The sequence below is a fragment of the Streptomyces sp. NPDC046349 genome (assembly GCF_055587885.1).
The window spans coordinates 231,816-245,799 of record NZ_JBVJFK010000005.1 but is presented as its reverse complement, the minus strand read 5'-3'; the positions used below and the strand labels follow the sequence as shown (position 1 = coordinate 245,799).

Annotated in this window: 13 protein-coding genes; 7 read left to right on the top strand and 6 right to left on the bottom strand. The window is 72.6% G+C overall.

From position 1 onward, the window contains the following. Window positions 1–7 precede the first annotated feature (7 nt). Window positions 8–544, top strand: coding sequence for an arginine repressor (locus ACZ6JS_RS14165; protein WP_030841787.1), 537 nt, complete (start codon window positions 8–10; stop codon window positions 542–544). An 81-nt stretch (window positions 545–625) separates the two neighbouring features. Further along, window positions 626–1,543, top strand: coding sequence for a hypothetical protein (locus ACZ6JS_RS14160; RefSeq protein WP_469297862.1), 918 nt, complete (start codon window positions 626–628; stop codon window positions 1,541–1,543). On the opposite strand, the gene ACZ6JS_RS14155 is transcribed toward ACZ6JS_RS14160, so the two are convergent. The 3 genes from ACZ6JS_RS14155 to ACZ6JS_RS14145 are packed head-to-tail and all read right to left on the bottom strand — an operon-like array spanning window position 1,530 to window position 4,353. After that, window positions 1,530–2,228 carry a L,D-transpeptidase family protein gene (locus ACZ6JS_RS14155; RefSeq protein WP_469298115.1) on the bottom strand — a complete coding sequence of 233 codons (699 nt, stop codon included), beginning with the start codon at window positions 2,226–2,228 and terminating at the stop codon, window positions 1,530–1,532. The genes ACZ6JS_RS14160 and ACZ6JS_RS14155 overlap by 14 nt on opposite strands. 6 nt (window positions 2,229–2,234) lie before the next feature. Then, window positions 2,235–2,816 (bottom strand): pyridoxamine 5'-phosphate oxidase family protein, encoded by a 582-nt coding sequence (locus ACZ6JS_RS14150; protein ID WP_469297861.1) that lies wholly within the window; start codon window positions 2,814–2,816, stop codon window positions 2,235–2,237. Window positions 2,817–2,859: 43 nt separating this feature from the next. Further along, the gene (locus ACZ6JS_RS14145) at window positions 2,860–4,353 is read right to left on the bottom strand and encodes a hypothetical protein (protein WP_469297860.1); all 1,494 of its coding nucleotides are present in this window, start codon (window positions 4,351–4,353) and stop codon (window positions 2,860–2,862) included. Between the two features lie 331 nt (window positions 4,354–4,684). Here ACZ6JS_RS14145 and argH point away from each other — a divergent pair, with 331 nt between their 5' ends. Next, window positions 4,685–6,115: an argininosuccinate lyase gene (argH, locus tag ACZ6JS_RS14140; RefSeq protein WP_469297859.1), complete on the top strand. Its 1,431-nt coding sequence runs from the start codon at window positions 4,685–4,687 to the stop codon at window positions 6,113–6,115. Between the two features lie 155 nt (window positions 6,116–6,270). On the opposite strand, the gene ACZ6JS_RS14135 is transcribed toward argH, so the two are convergent. Next, window positions 6,271–7,443, bottom strand: a complete 1,173-nt coding sequence (locus ACZ6JS_RS14135; RefSeq protein ID WP_469297858.1) for a hypothetical protein — start codon at window positions 7,441–7,443, stop codon at window positions 6,271–6,273. Between the two features lie 104 nt (window positions 7,444–7,547). Next, on the bottom strand, window positions 7,548–8,057 hold the full coding sequence (locus ACZ6JS_RS14130; RefSeq protein ID WP_469297857.1) for an HAD domain-containing protein: 510 nt from the start codon (window positions 8,055–8,057) through the stop codon (window positions 7,548–7,550). An 89-nt stretch (window positions 8,058–8,146) separates the two neighbouring features. Between ACZ6JS_RS14130 and ACZ6JS_RS14125 the strand changes: the two genes are divergently transcribed. The 3 genes from ACZ6JS_RS14125 to ACZ6JS_RS14115 all read left to right on the top strand — a co-directional run bounded on the left by ACZ6JS_RS14125 (window position 8,147) and on the right by ACZ6JS_RS14115 (window position 11,790). Further along, a complete protein-coding gene (locus tag ACZ6JS_RS14125) occupies window positions 8,147–8,698 on the top strand; it encodes a TetR/AcrR family transcriptional regulator (RefSeq protein WP_469297856.1) in 552 nt (183 codons plus the stop codon). Beyond that, window positions 8,695–10,239 (top strand): MFS transporter, encoded by a 1,545-nt coding sequence (locus ACZ6JS_RS14120; protein WP_469297855.1) that lies wholly within the window; start codon window positions 8,695–8,697, stop codon window positions 10,237–10,239. Before ACZ6JS_RS14125 ends, ACZ6JS_RS14120 begins: the two co-directional genes overlap by 4 nt. 75 nt (window positions 10,240–10,314) lie before the next feature. After that, on the top strand, window positions 10,315–11,790 hold the full coding sequence (locus ACZ6JS_RS14115; RefSeq protein ID WP_469297854.1) for a membrane-associated oxidoreductase: 1,476 nt from the start codon (window positions 10,315–10,317) through the stop codon (window positions 11,788–11,790). A gap of 30 nt (window positions 11,791–11,820) precedes the next feature. Here ACZ6JS_RS14115 and ACZ6JS_RS14110 read toward each other — a convergent pair whose 3' ends face one another. Further along, on the bottom strand, window positions 11,821–12,450 hold the full coding sequence (locus ACZ6JS_RS14110; RefSeq protein WP_350998081.1) for a lysophospholipid acyltransferase family protein: 630 nt from the start codon (window positions 12,448–12,450) through the stop codon (window positions 11,821–11,823). A 327-nt stretch (window positions 12,451–12,777) separates the two neighbouring features. Between ACZ6JS_RS14110 and ACZ6JS_RS14105 the strand changes: the two genes are divergently transcribed. Then, window positions 12,778–13,944 carry a glycerophosphodiester phosphodiesterase gene (locus ACZ6JS_RS14105; RefSeq protein ID WP_469297853.1) on the top strand — a complete coding sequence of 389 codons (1,167 nt, stop codon included), beginning with the start codon at window positions 12,778–12,780 and terminating at the stop codon, window positions 13,942–13,944. The last annotated feature ends 40 nt before the right edge of the window (window positions 13,945–13,984 follow it).

The following is a 13,984-nucleotide window of genomic DNA, read 5'->3' as shown; positions in this document are numbered from 1 at the left end:
GACGACGATGAGCCAGCCGCAGGACAACGAGCACGGCGGGCAGGCCGTCCCGCAGACCCGCACCGCACGCCACCGCCGGATCGTGGACATCCTCAACCGGCAGCCGGTCCGCTCCCAGAGCCAGCTGGCGAAGCTGCTCGCCGACGACGGGCTGAGCGTCACCCAGGCGACGCTCTCCCGCGACCTCGACGAGCTGGGCGCGGTGAAGATCCGCAACACCGGCGGCGAGCTGATTTACGCCGTGCCCAGCGAGGGCGGCTTCCGCACACCGCAGGCCCCGCTCGGGGAGTCCGCCAAGGAGGAGCGCATGCGGCGCCTCTCCGGGGAGCTGCTGATCTCCGCGGAGGCCTCGGCGAACCTCGTTGTCCTGCGCACCCCGCCGGGCGCGGCGCAGTTCCTCGCCTCGGCCATCGACCAGGCCGAGCTCCGCGAGATCCTCGGCACGATCGCCGGCGACGACACCCTGATGCTGATCAGCCGGGACCCGGCGGGCGGCCAGGCTCTCGCCGACCACCTCCTGCGGCTGGCGCAGAAGGAGGGCTGAGCGGGACGCGTCGGCGGGGAGGTCCGGGGCGCCGGGAAATCCCGGTGGCCCGACCGGCGTTCGCCGACGTAGCCTCGGCCCGTGCTCCGACCCGTCCTCGCCATATGGGCGTCCGTCATGGCCGTCGCCGTGTACGCGGCCATCGGTCTGCGGTGGCGGCGCCGGTCGCGGATCCGCCGTGAGATCCTCCGGCTCGTCGCCACGGCCGACCTGGAGCCTTACCACGCCGCCCTGTTGCGGAACGAGGAGACCGAGGCGGCCGCCGCCGAACTCGTCCTCGGCGGGTACCTCCGCATCGACGCGGAGGGCGCGGCGTTCCTCACCGAGGAGGGCCGCGACCCCGCCCGGACCCCCGTCCACCTGCTGCCCGCCGCCCTGCTGGAGGCCGTGCGCCGGCACGATCCCGAGCCCGTGTCCATCGGCTGGATCGACCGGAGCGACGAGGGATACCAGCGGCGGAGAGGCGCGTACAGGAGCGAACAGGACGCCCTGCTGCCCGAGCTGCCGCGGATGCCGGACCGCGGGGGGAACCCGTCGCCGGGCTGCTGCGGCTGCCTGGGCATCGTCTTCGTGATGATGTCCTGGACCGTCGTGGGCGCGCTGCTGGTGGCCGAGTGGCCGCAGGGCCCGTGGCAGTGGGCCTGCGCCGTGGTGGCCGCCGTCGGCCTGGTGGCGCTGGCCTTCGCCGAGAGGGCCGACCGGGAGGTCCGGGAACGGACGGACTGCGGCGACCCGCTGGGAGACCTGGTCCGCGCCGAGCCGCACCCGGCCTTCACCGCCCTGGACGAGGAGCAGCGCATGCTCGTGCTGCGGAGCGCCGGCGAGTGGTACAGGTGGCGCGGTGCCGACACGGTCGTCCAGGAGGACATGGACGACGGGGACGAGGACGACGAGTGGCCGGACGAGAAGATCTGGTGGGAGGACGCGTACGAGTACCGGGCCTCCGACGAGGACGAGCCCGACGCCGCGCCCGGGGCCACCCCTCCTAGTAGCGGGTGATCGCGAGCGGACCGTCCTGCGTGCCGATCGCGATGTGCGGCCGCCGCTCCGGGTCCGCCCAGCGCAGGATCGCCCGCATGTCCCGCTCGGGCACCGATACGCAACCGGCCGTCGCGCCCTTGCCGTTGACGTGCAGGAAGATTCCGGCGCCCCGTCCGCGCACCGGCCGGTCGTAGTTGAAGGCGATCAGCAGGGCATGCGCGTACTGCTTCTGGTAGGTGACCAGGTGCTCGGCCTCGCCCGGCGCGCAGTCCGCGGGCAGCGGCTCCACCCAGCGGTTGTACGCGGCCGAGGCGTTGTCCTGGCACCACCAGGAGTCCGCGGTCACCCGCCGGTAGCGGTACTCCGTCCCGGCCGGCGCCCGCCGGATCCCGAAGGCGTACGGCAGCTCGTACAGGCCCGCCGGGGTGGTGCTCGTGCCCTGCGTACGGGTCGCGCCCTCGGTCAGGCCGCCCGCCCCGAACCGGGCGGGCGCGCTCCCGGCCGCGTACCAGCGCCCGGCCCGCCGGTCCCACCAGGTCAGGCGGCCGGTCGTGGATCCGGGCGCGGGCGCGACGGCGGTGATCAGCTGACTGCCGCCGCCGGTGTCGGCGAGACGGGCGGGCAGGGGCCCCGACGAAGACCCGGCCCCTTGCGGGAGCAGGGTGGTGACGATCAGTGAGCCCGTGACGAGAGCGGTACGCAGCACATGTCAAACGGTACGGGCAGGGAGGGGCAGGGGCAGTGCAGGCAGGCCGTCGAGGCTCGTGGCGATGTGTTCCTTCTTCTCGCAGTACTCGGCGAACTCCTCGTCCGTCTTGCGGGCGAGGTACTCCGAATGGAGGGTGCGCTCGCCCCGGTACTCCATGAGGGGGACGGCGTACCCGCACACGTCGGCGATCCGGCGGGCGTGCACCAGGATGATCGCGCGTGCGCCGGGCCCGTCGGCCTCGCCGAACAGGCCGATCAGCTCGGGCCAGCGCGGGTCGTCGCGGAAGACGGCCTCGCCGTCCCCGTGGATGCGGACGATGTTCGGGGGCCCGCTGAAGGCGCACCACATGAGGGTGATCCGGCCGTTCTCGCGGACGTGGGCGATGGTCTCGGCGCCGCTTCCGCCGAAGTCCAGGTAGGCGAGCCGCTGTTCGTCGATGACGACGAGGGTGCCGGCGCGGCCCTTGGGGGACAGGTTGATGTGGCCGTCACCCGAGAGCGGCGCGGTCGCGGTGAAGAAGACAGGCTGCTCCTCGATGAAGGTGCGCAGCCTGCCGTCTATGCGTTCGTAGAGCTTTCCCATGAGCTGATTATCGGCCCGCAAGGGCGGGGTGAGCCTGAGGAGTTCAGGTTCGCCGTTCTAACCGGTTGCGCCGCAGTCCCAGTCCGTAGTCGTCGAAGAGTTTCGCGGACCGCTTCAGCAGGGCCGCCAGTTCCGCCGTGTCCGCCTCCCCGTCGAACCGGGCCGGGTGCCACGGGCAGGCGCACACCACGGCCCGCGCCGTTGTACGCGTCCTCGGGTGCCAGTCGTCGATCAGCGCGACGGCCGCCCGCAGCGCGTGGATCCCGCCCCGGGCGAGCAACAGCCGGAAGGCGGCGCGCCGCACGTGCAGCGGGCCGCGGACGGCCAGCCGCTCGGCGAGGTACGAGGGGTCCAGGCGCCCGACCACCGGCAGCAGGGCCAGGCTCGCCTCGCGGGCCACGGCCGGCGCCGGGTCGTCCAGCAGTGCGAGCAGGACCGAGTCCTCCACGACGGCCTGCCGTCGCCGCAGCCCGGCCAGCGCGGCGGCCCGGACCGGGCCCGCGGGGTGTGCCACGAGCCCCCGCAGCAGCTTCGTGTCCTCTTCCCGGCCGCACTCGGCGAGTCCGGCCACGGCGTACGGGGACGGCCCGGCGGGATCGCGGACCAGCCAGCGGTAGTGCCCGTGGGCGTCGCCGCCGTCCTGGCCGACCAGCCGGCGGGCGCACGCACGGACGAGCCCGGAGCCGTCGGCGAGGTGGGACACGCCCTCGGCGGCCCGGCCGGCCCGGCGCAGCGCGGTGACCCCGGCGGCGCGCACGGCGGGGATCCGGGCGCCGGCCAGTACGTCGATCACCGCGTCGTCCTCGGATCCGGGCGCGGCCAGGGCGGCGTCGGTCCAGAGCGCGGCCGTCGCCGGGTCGGGTTCGGCGGCCGCCCGCCGGGCGCACTCCAGGGCGTCGGCCCGGCCGGGCCCGGCGAGCGCGAGCCGGACGGCGAACTGCCGGGTCTGCCGGTCGGGGGAGTCCAGCAGGTCGGCGAGCACGGCGGCCGTCGCGCCGTCCGGCGCCGCCGCACCGACCGCAGCCGTGGCAGGCCCGGGCAGGTGCCACCACGGCGTGGCGTCCCCGGCCTGCCGGCGCAGCGCGTCCTGGAACCGCTCCAGGATCCAGTCGCCCCGGTGGCGCCGCCCGAGCCGCAGCGCGAGCGGGGTCACCGCCCGCAGGGTCGCCTCCGGGTGGGCGCGGAGCGTGCTCTCCATGAGGGCGCGGGCCCGGTCCCGTACGGGTCCGGCCCAGTCGGTGGTCAGGACGGCGACCAGTTCCACGGGGGCGTCCGGCTCGGCGAGGGCGGCCTCGCGGATCAACCCCCGCGGGTGGCAGAGCCGCAGCGCCGGGGGAGTCGGCACCGGGAGCCGCCGGCCGCCGTGCGCCCGGCCGCGGATCCGCTCCGCGAAGGCGAGCCAGACGTCCGGCGCCGCACCCGGCGGCGGCGCGGCGGCCGCGCACCCGTCCAGCAGCTCGTCCGCCAGGGCGCGCCCCGTCGCGGCGTCGTTGCCGGGTCCCGTGCCGCGTGCCGTGCCGCGTCCTGTGCGGGTCATCCGCCGCCACCCCTCCCGAAGGCCTCGATCCCCGATCGTAGGCGGTGGCCATGGCCCGCTGCTCGGGATATCCGGCCTGGTCAGGCGTCTGCTGCCCGCCCGTGATTGACGAAACATACGGAGACATGCATAGTTATGCTTACCGTTGAGTGCACCGCCGGTCCAAGGCGCAGGGCTTCATCGACATCGTCGCCCTGTCGTCGAAGATCGCGGCCGAGCGCGACCTGGCGCGAGCCCCGCCGCCCAGCCCGTACGCAGACGGCCTCCCCGTTACCTCCGCGGCGGGGAGGCCGTTGCACATCCATACATGCAGTCTTGAGGAGCAGTAGCTGTGAGCAGCAACAACGCTGGTGACGTCCGGCTCTGGGGCGGCCGGTTCGCCGACGGTCCCGCCGAGGCCCTCGCGAAGCTGTCCGCGTCGGTCCACTTCGACTGGCGCCTCGCGCCGTACGACATCGCCGGCTCGCGCGCCCACGCCCGCGTGCTGCACACGGCGGGACTGCTCACGGCCGACGAGCTCGAGCGCATGATCGCCGGCCTGGACCGGCTGGAGGCGGACGTCGCCGACGGCTCCTTCACCGGCACCATCGCCGACGAGGACGTGCACACCGCGCTGGAGCGGGGCCTGCTGGAGCGGCTCGGCGCCGACCTCGGCGGCAAGCTGCGCGCAGGCCGGTCCCGCAACGACCAGGTGGCCACCCTCTTCCGCATGTACCTGCGCGACCACGCCCGGATCATCGGCGGCCTGATCGCCGACCTCCAGGACGCGCTGGTCGGTCTCGCGGAGAGCCACGCGGACGTGGCGATGCCGGGCCGTACCCACCTCCAGCACGCACAGCCGGTGCTCTTCGCGCACCACGTGCTGGCCCACGTGCAGTCGCTGTCCCGGGACGCGGAGCGGCTGCGGCAGTGGGACACGCGGACGGCGGTCTCACCGTACGGCTCGGGCGCGCTGGCCGGTTCCTCGCTGGGCCTGGACCCGGAGGCGGTCGCCGCGGAGCTGGGCTTCGAGCGGGGCTCGGTGGGCAACTCGATCGACGGCACGGCCTCGCGCGACTTCGTCGCCGAGTTCGCCTTCATCACCGCGATGATCGGGATCAACCTGTCCCGGATCGCGGAGGAGATCATCATCTGGAACACGAAGGAGTTCTCCTTCGTGACGCTGCACGACGCCTTCTCCACCGGCTCGTCGATCATGCCGCAGAAGAAGAACCCCGACATCGCGGAGCTGGCGCGCGGCAAGTCCGGCCGCCTCATCGGCAACCTGACGGGTCTGCTCGCCACCCTCAAGGCGCTGCCCCTGGCCTACAACCGGGACCTCCAGGAGGACAAGGAGCCCGTCTTCGACTCCTGCGACACCCTCGAAGTCCTGCTGCCCGCCTTCACCGGCATGATGGCCACGCTCACCGTCAACCGTGAGCGGATGGAGGAGCTGGCCCCGGCGGGCTTCTCCCTCGCCACCGACATCGCGGAGTGGCTGGTCAAGCAGGGCGTCCCGTTCCGGGTGGCGCACGAGGTGGCCGGCGAGTGCGTCAAGGAGTGCGAGGGGCTCGGCATCGAGCTGGACGAGCTCACGGACGAGCAGTTCGCCAAGATCTCCGAGCATCTGACCCCCGAGGTCCGCACCGTCCTCAACGTCAAGGGTGCGCTCGCCTCCCGCAAGGGCCGCGGCGGCACCGCCCCCTCGGCGGTCGCGGTCCAGCTCACCGAGCTGAAGGCGGACCTGGTCATCCAGCACGCCTGGGCCGTCCACAAGCGGTAGGCCCCCACTGCCGCAGACACCCACTGCCCCCGCCGCCCTGCGTCCCGCACGCCCGCCCGACCGGGTCGGGCCTGTACGTCCGCACGCGGCGGAATGCCCGGAGGGGCGGCAGGAGCCCCGTGCCCCTGCCGCCCCTCCGGCGCGTCGCCTCCGGCTCAGTCGAGCGGATGGTCCGGCTCGTAGTTCGTCAGGACGCAGCCCTCGACCTTGGACTTCTCCAGCCGGTAGCCCGACGGTGCGGAGAAGCCGGGAACGCAGTTCAGGTACAGGAACTGAAGCTGGTAGAGGCCGCGCCGGGACGACGGGCTGTTGGTCTCGACCGCGATGTTCTCCCCGACGAGCAGCCGGCTCGCGGTCTGCTTCAACTTGCCGTCGTCCTTGAGGTCGGCCAACTGGGCGGCCTTCGCCTTGGTCTGGAGCAGCTTCATGTCCGCGACGGTGTCGAGCCAGCTCAGGTTGCGGGCGCGCTGCGCCCCGGCGGGCTCCCCGCACAGGGCGCGGCCCGTCACGCCCCACTCGAGCACGCTGCCCGTCACCACCGGTGTGTAGTCGATCGACTCGATCGCGACGGCGTCGGGGTCGGTCGAGAAGTGCTTTTCGCAGTCGAGGCTGTTGCCCACGAGCGTCCGGAGCTCGGCGATGCTGCCGGCGCGGGGGAGCCCGAGGCTGCCCGTCTTCGGCTGGCCCAGCTTCTCGCCCTCGCCCGCCGGATCCTGCGGGGTTTCGAGGTTCGGGCTGCCCGATCCGTCCTCGGAGCCGACGAAGTCGCTGAGGTTGCAGTGTTCGACCAGCGGCTTCTCCCGCTTGTAGCCCTTGGGGACGGGGGCGGTCGGGTTGCACGTCAGGACCCGCAGGTCGGAGCGGACCAGCGCGAGTGCCGTCTTGGTGCTCGTCGGGAACGCGACGAAGCCCTTGCCGATCAGGACCCGGCTCTCCAGGCCGTACGCGCCGTCACCGCCGTCGATCCTGTCCAGGACGTACTTCTTGTATCCCTCCTGGAACTGCCGCATGTCCGCGGGAACGGCGATGACGATCTCACCCTGCCGGACCTTGTCGCTGCAGACGCCCAGCTCCTTCACCGACCACTGCCCGGCCTTGGGGAAGTCGCCCGCGGGTATGCGGGGGTCGTCGGGCCTGTCGCTCAGGTCGTCGCAGTTGGCGAACTGCCTCAGGTACTGCTGGGCCTCGGCGAGCGGGCCCGTGGCGGCGGCCGCGGAGGTGGACGGGGATGCGGTCGGAGTACCCGGCTGCCCGCCCTCCTTGCAGGCGGAGAGCGGGGCCAGGCAACAGAGGGCGGCGGTCGCGGCGAGGATCCGCTGAAGGCGCATGGGTCGCTTTCGTCGGTACGGGTTCGGGGGGGGCATGTGCATGCTAAGTCGCGGCGGGAGCGTGATCAAAACCCCGGCCCGCGGCGGCCGTTCACCGCCGCGCGTCAGGCGGCCCACTCCGCCAGCGTGTCGAAGTCCGCGCGGACCAGGCCGATCTGCTCGTCGACGCGCATCAGCAGGGTGCGCGCCGGGTGGCGCTGGTCGACGTACTCGCGGTCGCTCGCCGTGATGTCGTCGTCGATCCAGGCGAAGGGCCGCACACCCGCGTACTCCAGGATGTACCGGGTCTTCCAGAAGGTGCCGCGCGGCGCCCGGCCGTGCATCACCGGCCAGTCGATGAACGGCAGCCGGGGCAGACCCAGGTGCGGGCCTATCCAGTCGTTGGCCTCGTCCTTCCAAGTGGTCGCCCAGACCAGCTCGTACGCGTCCGCGAGGGCGAGCAGCTCGGCGCCGTGGCCGTGGTTCAGCCAGACCCGCAGCGGCTTCGCGCTCTCCTGCTCCGTCCAGCCCGTCGGCCGCATCCGGTGGGTGGAGTACCCCTCCGGGCGGCGCTGCGCCTTGGCCGCGTAAGGGTTCAGCGGTCCGTCGACGTCGATCAGCAGCAGTGGCTTCATCTCGGCAGGATTCCTTTCCGGCGGCCCGCAGGCAGCCCATTTTTCGAAAGAATGAGACGCGCGTGTCTCATTCGGGGTATGCTTGTCTCATGGCCATGGATCGTGACCAGGTGCTCCGCGACGCGGCCGCCCTGCTCTCCCGCAAATCGACCGCCACGATGGACGAGGTCGCCCGCGCCGCCGGAATCGGCCGCGCGACCCTCCACCGGCACTTCGCCGGACGTGACGCCCTCGTACGCGCCCTCGAAGACCTCGGCATCCGCGAGTTCGAGGCGGCGTTCGACAACGCCCGGCTCGACGAGGGCACCGCGCTGGAGGCGCTCCGGCGCCTCGTCGCCGAGGCCGAGCCCAACGCCCCGCTGCTGGCCTTCCTCGTCACCGAGAACCAGCTGTTCGAGGGCGACGAGGTCAACGAGGGCTGGGCCCGGCTCGACGCCCGCGTCATCGCCCTGTTCCGGCGCGGCCAGGAAGAGGGCGACATCCGCATCGACCTGAGTCCCGCATGGCTCACCGAGGCCCTCTACGGCCTCATCGGCAGCTGCGCCTGGGCCGTCATGGACGGCCGGGTCGCCGCCAAGGACTTCCAATACATGATCATCGAGCTGCTGCTCGGTGGCGCCCGACGGAGTGTGGAGAAATGAGCCGTACCGAACAGCTGATACGTCGGACGGAGGTGGAGGAGAAGAGCCGCGGACGCTGGCTCGCCCTCTCCGTGCTGGTCCTGGCCGTGCTGCTCGTCGCGGTCGACGCCACGGTCCTCGGCCTCGCCACACCTTCCCTCAGCGAAGACCTCAAGCCGTCCGGCACCCAGCTGCTGTGGATCGGCGACATCTACTCCTTCGTCATCGCCGGACTCCTGGTGTCCATGGGATCCCTCGGCGACCGGATAGGCCGCAAGAAGCTGCTCCTCGTCGGCGCCACCGCCTTCGGCGCCGTCTCGGTCCTGAACGCCTACGCCACCAGCCCCGAGATGATGATCGTCGCCCGCGCCCTGCTCGGCGTGGCCGGCGCCACCCTGATGCCCTCCACCCTCGCCCTGATCCGGAACATCTTCACCGACCCCAGGGAGCGCAGCCTCGCCATCGGCATCTGGGGCGCCACCGCCTCGGCCGGCGCGGCCGTCGGCCCGGTCGTCGGCGGAGCCCTCCTCCAGCACTTCTGGTGGGGCTCGGTCTTCCTCATCAACCTCCCCGTGATGATCGCCCTGGTCCTCGTCGGAATCAAGCTGCTTCCCGAGTCCAAGAACCCGGTCGCCGGCCCCTGGGACCTGCTCAGCGTGGGCTTGTCCCTCGTCGGCGTCATCGGGGTGGTCTACGCCGTCAAGGAAGCCGCCACGCACGGCATGACCTGGGAGGTCGCTCTCGCCGCGAGCCTCGGCGCGGGCGCCCTGTACGCCTTCGTCCGCCGCCAGTTCACCCTGCCGTCCCCGCTGCTCGACATGCGGCTCTTCCGGCACCGCGGCTTCTCCGGCGCGGTCCTCGCCGACCTGCTCACCGTCTTCGGCCTGTCCGGGCTGGTCTTCTTCCTCTCCCAGTTCCTCCAACTCGTCCAGGGGCGCGGCCCGCTGGAGGCCGGCCTGGCCGAACTGCCCGCCGCCATCGGCGCGGTGGCCACCGGACTCGTCGCGGGCAGGTACGCCCGCCGGTACTCGGTGCGCTCCGTCGTCACCGGCGGCCTCGCCGCCATCGGCGCCGCCCTGGCCGTCCTGACCGTGATCCACAAGGAGAGCGGCTACCCGCTGCTCGGCGCGGCCCTGCTCGTCGTCGGCCTCGGCGCAGGCTTCTCCTTCACCGTCACCGCCGACGTGATCCTCTCCAGCGTGCCCAAGGAGCAGGCCGGATCGGCCTCCGCCGTCTCCGAGACGGCGTACGAACTCGGCGCCGCCCTCGGCATCGCCCTGCTCGGTTCCATCGTCACCGGCGTCTACCAGGGCTTCACGGCGCCCGCGTCCGTCGGCGCACCGGTGGCCGACGCCGCGCACGAATCCCTCGGCGGCGCCGTGGAAGCCGCCAAGACGCTGGACCCGGACACCGCCGCCCACATGGTCGGCGCCGCCCAGGACGCCTTCGTCGACGGCCTGCGGTTCGCCTCCGGCGTCGGCGCGGCCGTCCTGCTGGCCACGGCCGCGGCCGCCTGGTTCCTGCTCAGGGGCCAGCGGCTCCAGGGGGGCGTCGAACACTGACCCGCCGCCGCGTCAAGGGGCTTCGTCCCGCAACGAGTTGACAGCCCGTCGGACTCCGGGACACCATCCCCCGCGATGGAGATCAACGATCTGACCCCGGCCGAGCGACGCGTGTGGGAGGCTTTCCCGCGCGGCGACGGCATCGACTTCCGGGAGCACCCCGAGGACAGCTCCGTCGACGGGGCCGGCTGGGGACCCGACCGCACGCTGCGGGCCGAGGTGCTGCGGGCCCTCCTGCTCGGCGCCGCCCCCGCCGTGGAGGGCAGGGTCGCGGGGCTCAAGATCAAGGGCGCGAGGATCGTCGGCAAGCTCGACCTGCGCTACGCGGTGGTCGACCACCCGATCCGGATGCGCGACTGCTGGTTCGAACGCAAACCGCTCCTGTACGGAGCCCAGCTGAAGGCCCTCGTCCTCGGATACTCCACCCTGCCCGGCCTCACCGCCGCCACCCTGCGCGTCGACGTCGTCCTGCGGCTCTCCTGCTGCCGCATCAGCGGCCCCGTCCGGCTCCAGGGCGCCAAGGTGTCCGGCGGCCTCTTCCTCCAGGGCGCGATGGTCGGCCCCACCTCCGGCGAGGAGGCGGACGAGGCCCCGCTCCAGCTCAACCACGCGGAGATCGGCACCGACATCATCGCCAACGACCTGACCGTCCACGGTCAGCTCCGCCTCAACGGCGCCGTGGTCGGCGGGCAGATCAACCTCGATGACGCCCACCTGCTCGCCCCGGACGGCACCGCGCTGCAGGCCGAGACACTCACGGTCGGCACCAACCTCCAGGCCGCGCGGGCCCGGACCCAGGGCCGCCTCAACCTCACCGGATCGCGCATACCCGGCCGCCTCAACCTCGCCCGCGCCGTCCTCGACAACCCGGGCGGCGTCGCCCTGCGCGCCTCCAGCTGCACGGTGGGCGAGATGTGGCTGCCCGCCTGCGAGGACGTGCGGGGAACCGTGAACCTGCGGCGCTCGCAGTTCGACCTGCTGAACATGAGGCCCGGGACCTGGCGGGACCCGCTGCGCCTCGACGGGCTGACCTACCGCGCGCTGGGGCCCCACCTGCCCGCCGAGGAGCGGCTGGCCGCGCTGGAGACCGGCGAGCCCGGCTACTTCCCGTACCCGTACGAACAGCTGGCCGCCGCCTACCGTACGGCGGGCGACGAGGCGGCCGCCCGCACCGTCCAGCTCGCCAAACTGCGCAGGCACCGCCGTACCCTGCCCCGGCACACCCGCCTGTGGGGGCTCCTCCAGGACGCGACCGTCGGCTACGGCTTCCGGCCGCTGCGCGCGGCGGGCTGGCTGACGGCGCTCCTGCTCACCGGGGCGATCGCGTTCACGCTGGAGCAGCCCCGCCCGCTCAAGCAGGGCGAGGCGCCGGACTTCAACGCCGTCTTCTACACCATCGACCTGATGCTGCCGATCATCGGCTTCGGCCAGGAGCAGGCCTTCGCGCCGAGCGGCTGGCACCAGTGGCTGTCGTACCTGCTGATCGTGACCGGCTGGATCCTCGCCACCACGACGGCGGCGGGCGTCAGCCGGTCACTGCGGCGACAGTGAGGGCCGCGGGGGACGCCGGGGCCTCGGATACTAGGCGGCCTTCGCCTTGGTCGCGTACATGTCGACGTACTCCTGGCCCGAGAGCCGCATGACCTCGGCCATCACCGAGTCCGTGACGGCCCGCAGCACGTACCGGTCGCGGTCCATGCCCTCGTAGCGGGAGAACTCCATCGGCTCGCCGAAGCGGACGGTGACCCGGCCCGGACGCGGCATGCCGGCGCCGCCGGGCTGCAGTTTGTCGGTGCCGATCATCGCGAAGGGCACCACGGGGGCACCGGTCATCAGGGTGAGGCGGGCGATGCCGGTACGGCCTCGGTAGAGCCGGCCGTCGGGGGAGCGGGTGCCCTCGGGGTAGATGCCGAAGATCTTGCCCTCTTCGAGGATCCTGCGGCCGGTCATCAGCGCCGCGACCCCGCCGTTGGCGCCGTCACGGTCGACGGGGATCATGCCGGCGCCGGTGAAGAACCACGCCATGAGGCGGCCCTTGATCCCCTTGCCGGTCACGTACTCGTCCTTGCCGATGAAGTGGACCGTGCGGTCGCACACCAGCGGGAGGATCATGGAGTCGATGAAGGTGAGGTGGTTGCCCGCCAGAATCACCGGACCGGAGCCGGGGATGTTTTCGACGCCCTCCACGCGGGTGCGGAACATCGTGCGCATGACCGGTCCGACAGTGGCTTTGATGAGCTTCGTACGGAACAACGTGGGCCCTCCGGCATCGAAAAGCGGCTCGCGCCCCCACCGCTCGGCGGTGGCGCAGGTGAGGACGATACTCGCGGGTCAGCTCCGAGCGCACATCGGGTTCACGTGTCGGATACGTATTGTTGACGCGCGTTTTCGCCAAGTTCCCCGGATGTGTCCTCGAGGCACCCCCTGCGGCCACCCCCCTTTGCCTACCATCGGCACGCCGACCGCGGGCCGCGGGATGCCGTGACGCCACAGGTCCCGGGACCGCCGGCCCCTTTCACGACGAGGAGTGTGGCACTCATGACACAGGGTGGGGCAGCGCGACGCACGGTCCTGGGGGCGGCGGTCCTGGCGGCGGGGACGGGGATCACCGGTCTCGGGGCGGGGACGGCCTCCGCGTCATCCGCGGGCGGGCACGGCGACAGGGGCCACCGGAGCCTTCCGTACCCGACGGTCATCGGCCATCGCGGCGCCAGCGGCTACCGGCCGGAGCACACGCTCGGCTCCTACGAGCTGGCCCTCGACCTCGGGGCCGACGTCGTCGAGCAGGACCTGGTGCCGACCCGGGACGGCCACCTCGTGTGCCGCCACGAGAACGAGATCGGCGGGACCACCGATGTCGCCGAGCACCCCGAGTTCGCCTCCCGGCGCACCACCAAGTCCGTGGACGGGATCTCGGTCACCGGCTGGTTCACCGAGGACTTCACCCTCGCCGAGCTCAAGACCCTGCGCGCGAAGGAGCGCATCCCCGCCGTCCGCCAGCGCAACACCCTCTACGACGGCCAGTGGGCCGTCCCCACCTTCGAAGAGGTGCTCCGCTGGGCCGACCGCGAGGGCAGGCGGCGCGGCGAGCGGGTCTGGCTGCACGTCGAGACCAAGCACCCCAGCTACTTCCGCAGCCTCGGCCTCGGCCCGGAGGAGCCCCTCGCCCGGCTGCTGCGCCGATACGGCCGCGACGGCCGTGACGCCGCCGTCTTCCTCCAGTCCTTCGAGCCCTCCAGCATCCAACGGCTCTCCCGGCTGGTCTCCGCGCCGCGTGTGGTCCTGCTGTCCGCCGCGGGCACCCGCCCCTGGGACTTCGAACAGGCGGGGGACCCGCGTACGGTCGCCGATCTGGTCAAGCCCGACGGCCTCAAGTGGATCGCCGGGTTCGCCCAGGGCATCGGCCCCACCATGGACCTGATCCTCCCGCGCGACGCGGCCGGCCGGCTCGGCGCTCCCACCACCCTGGTCAGGGACGCCCACGCCCGCGGGCTGCTGCTGCACCCCTACACCGCGCGCAATGAGAACAGCTTCCTGCCGGCCGAGTACCGCAGGGGTACGGATCCGGCCGCGTACGGCGACGCCCTCGGAGCGTTCCGCACCTACTTCGAACAGGGCATCGACGGCATCTTCACCGACAATCCGGACACCGGGCTTCTGGCCGCCGAGGCGTTCCGTCCGGGCCGGCGCCCCGTCAACGGCTGAGCCCCGCTTCCCGATCGAGTGGGCCGCGCCCGGGGCGGAA

What these genes read in the sequence shown, in the direction of transcription:
- ACZ6JS_RS14165 (WP_030841787.1), top strand. Translation starts at nt 8, where the DNA reads ATGAGCCAGCCGCAGGACAACGAGCACGGCGGGCAGGCCGTCCCGCAG.
- ACZ6JS_RS14150 (WP_469297861.1), bottom strand. Translation starts at nt 2,816, where the DNA reads ATGGGAAAGCTCTACGAACGCATAGACGGCAGGCTGCGCACCTTCATC.
- ACZ6JS_RS14145 (WP_469297860.1), bottom strand. Translation starts at nt 4,353, where the DNA reads ATGACCCGCACAGGACGCGGCACGGCACGCGGCACGGGACCCGGCAAC.
- ACZ6JS_RS14135 (WP_469297858.1), bottom strand. Translation starts at nt 7,443, where the DNA reads ATGCGCCTTCAGCGGATCCTCGCCGCGACCGCCGCCCTCTGTTGCCTG.
- ACZ6JS_RS14130 (WP_469297857.1), bottom strand. Translation starts at nt 8,057, where the DNA reads ATGAAGCCACTGCTGCTGATCGACGTCGACGGACCGCTGAACCCTTAC.
- ACZ6JS_RS14125 (WP_469297856.1), top strand. Translation starts at nt 8,147, where the DNA reads ATGGCCATGGATCGTGACCAGGTGCTCCGCGACGCGGCCGCCCTGCTC.
- ACZ6JS_RS14120 (WP_469297855.1), top strand. Translation starts at nt 8,695, where the DNA reads ATGAGCCGTACCGAACAGCTGATACGTCGGACGGAGGTGGAGGAGAAG.
- ACZ6JS_RS14115 (WP_469297854.1), top strand. Translation starts at nt 10,315, where the DNA reads ATGGAGATCAACGATCTGACCCCGGCCGAGCGACGCGTGTGGGAGGCT.
- ACZ6JS_RS14110 (WP_350998081.1), bottom strand. Translation starts at nt 12,450, where the DNA reads ATGCGCACGATGTTCCGCACCCGCGTGGAGGGCGTCGAAAACATCCCC.
- ACZ6JS_RS14105 (WP_469297853.1), top strand. Translation starts at nt 12,778, where the DNA reads ATGACACAGGGTGGGGCAGCGCGACGCACGGTCCTGGGGGCGGCGGTC.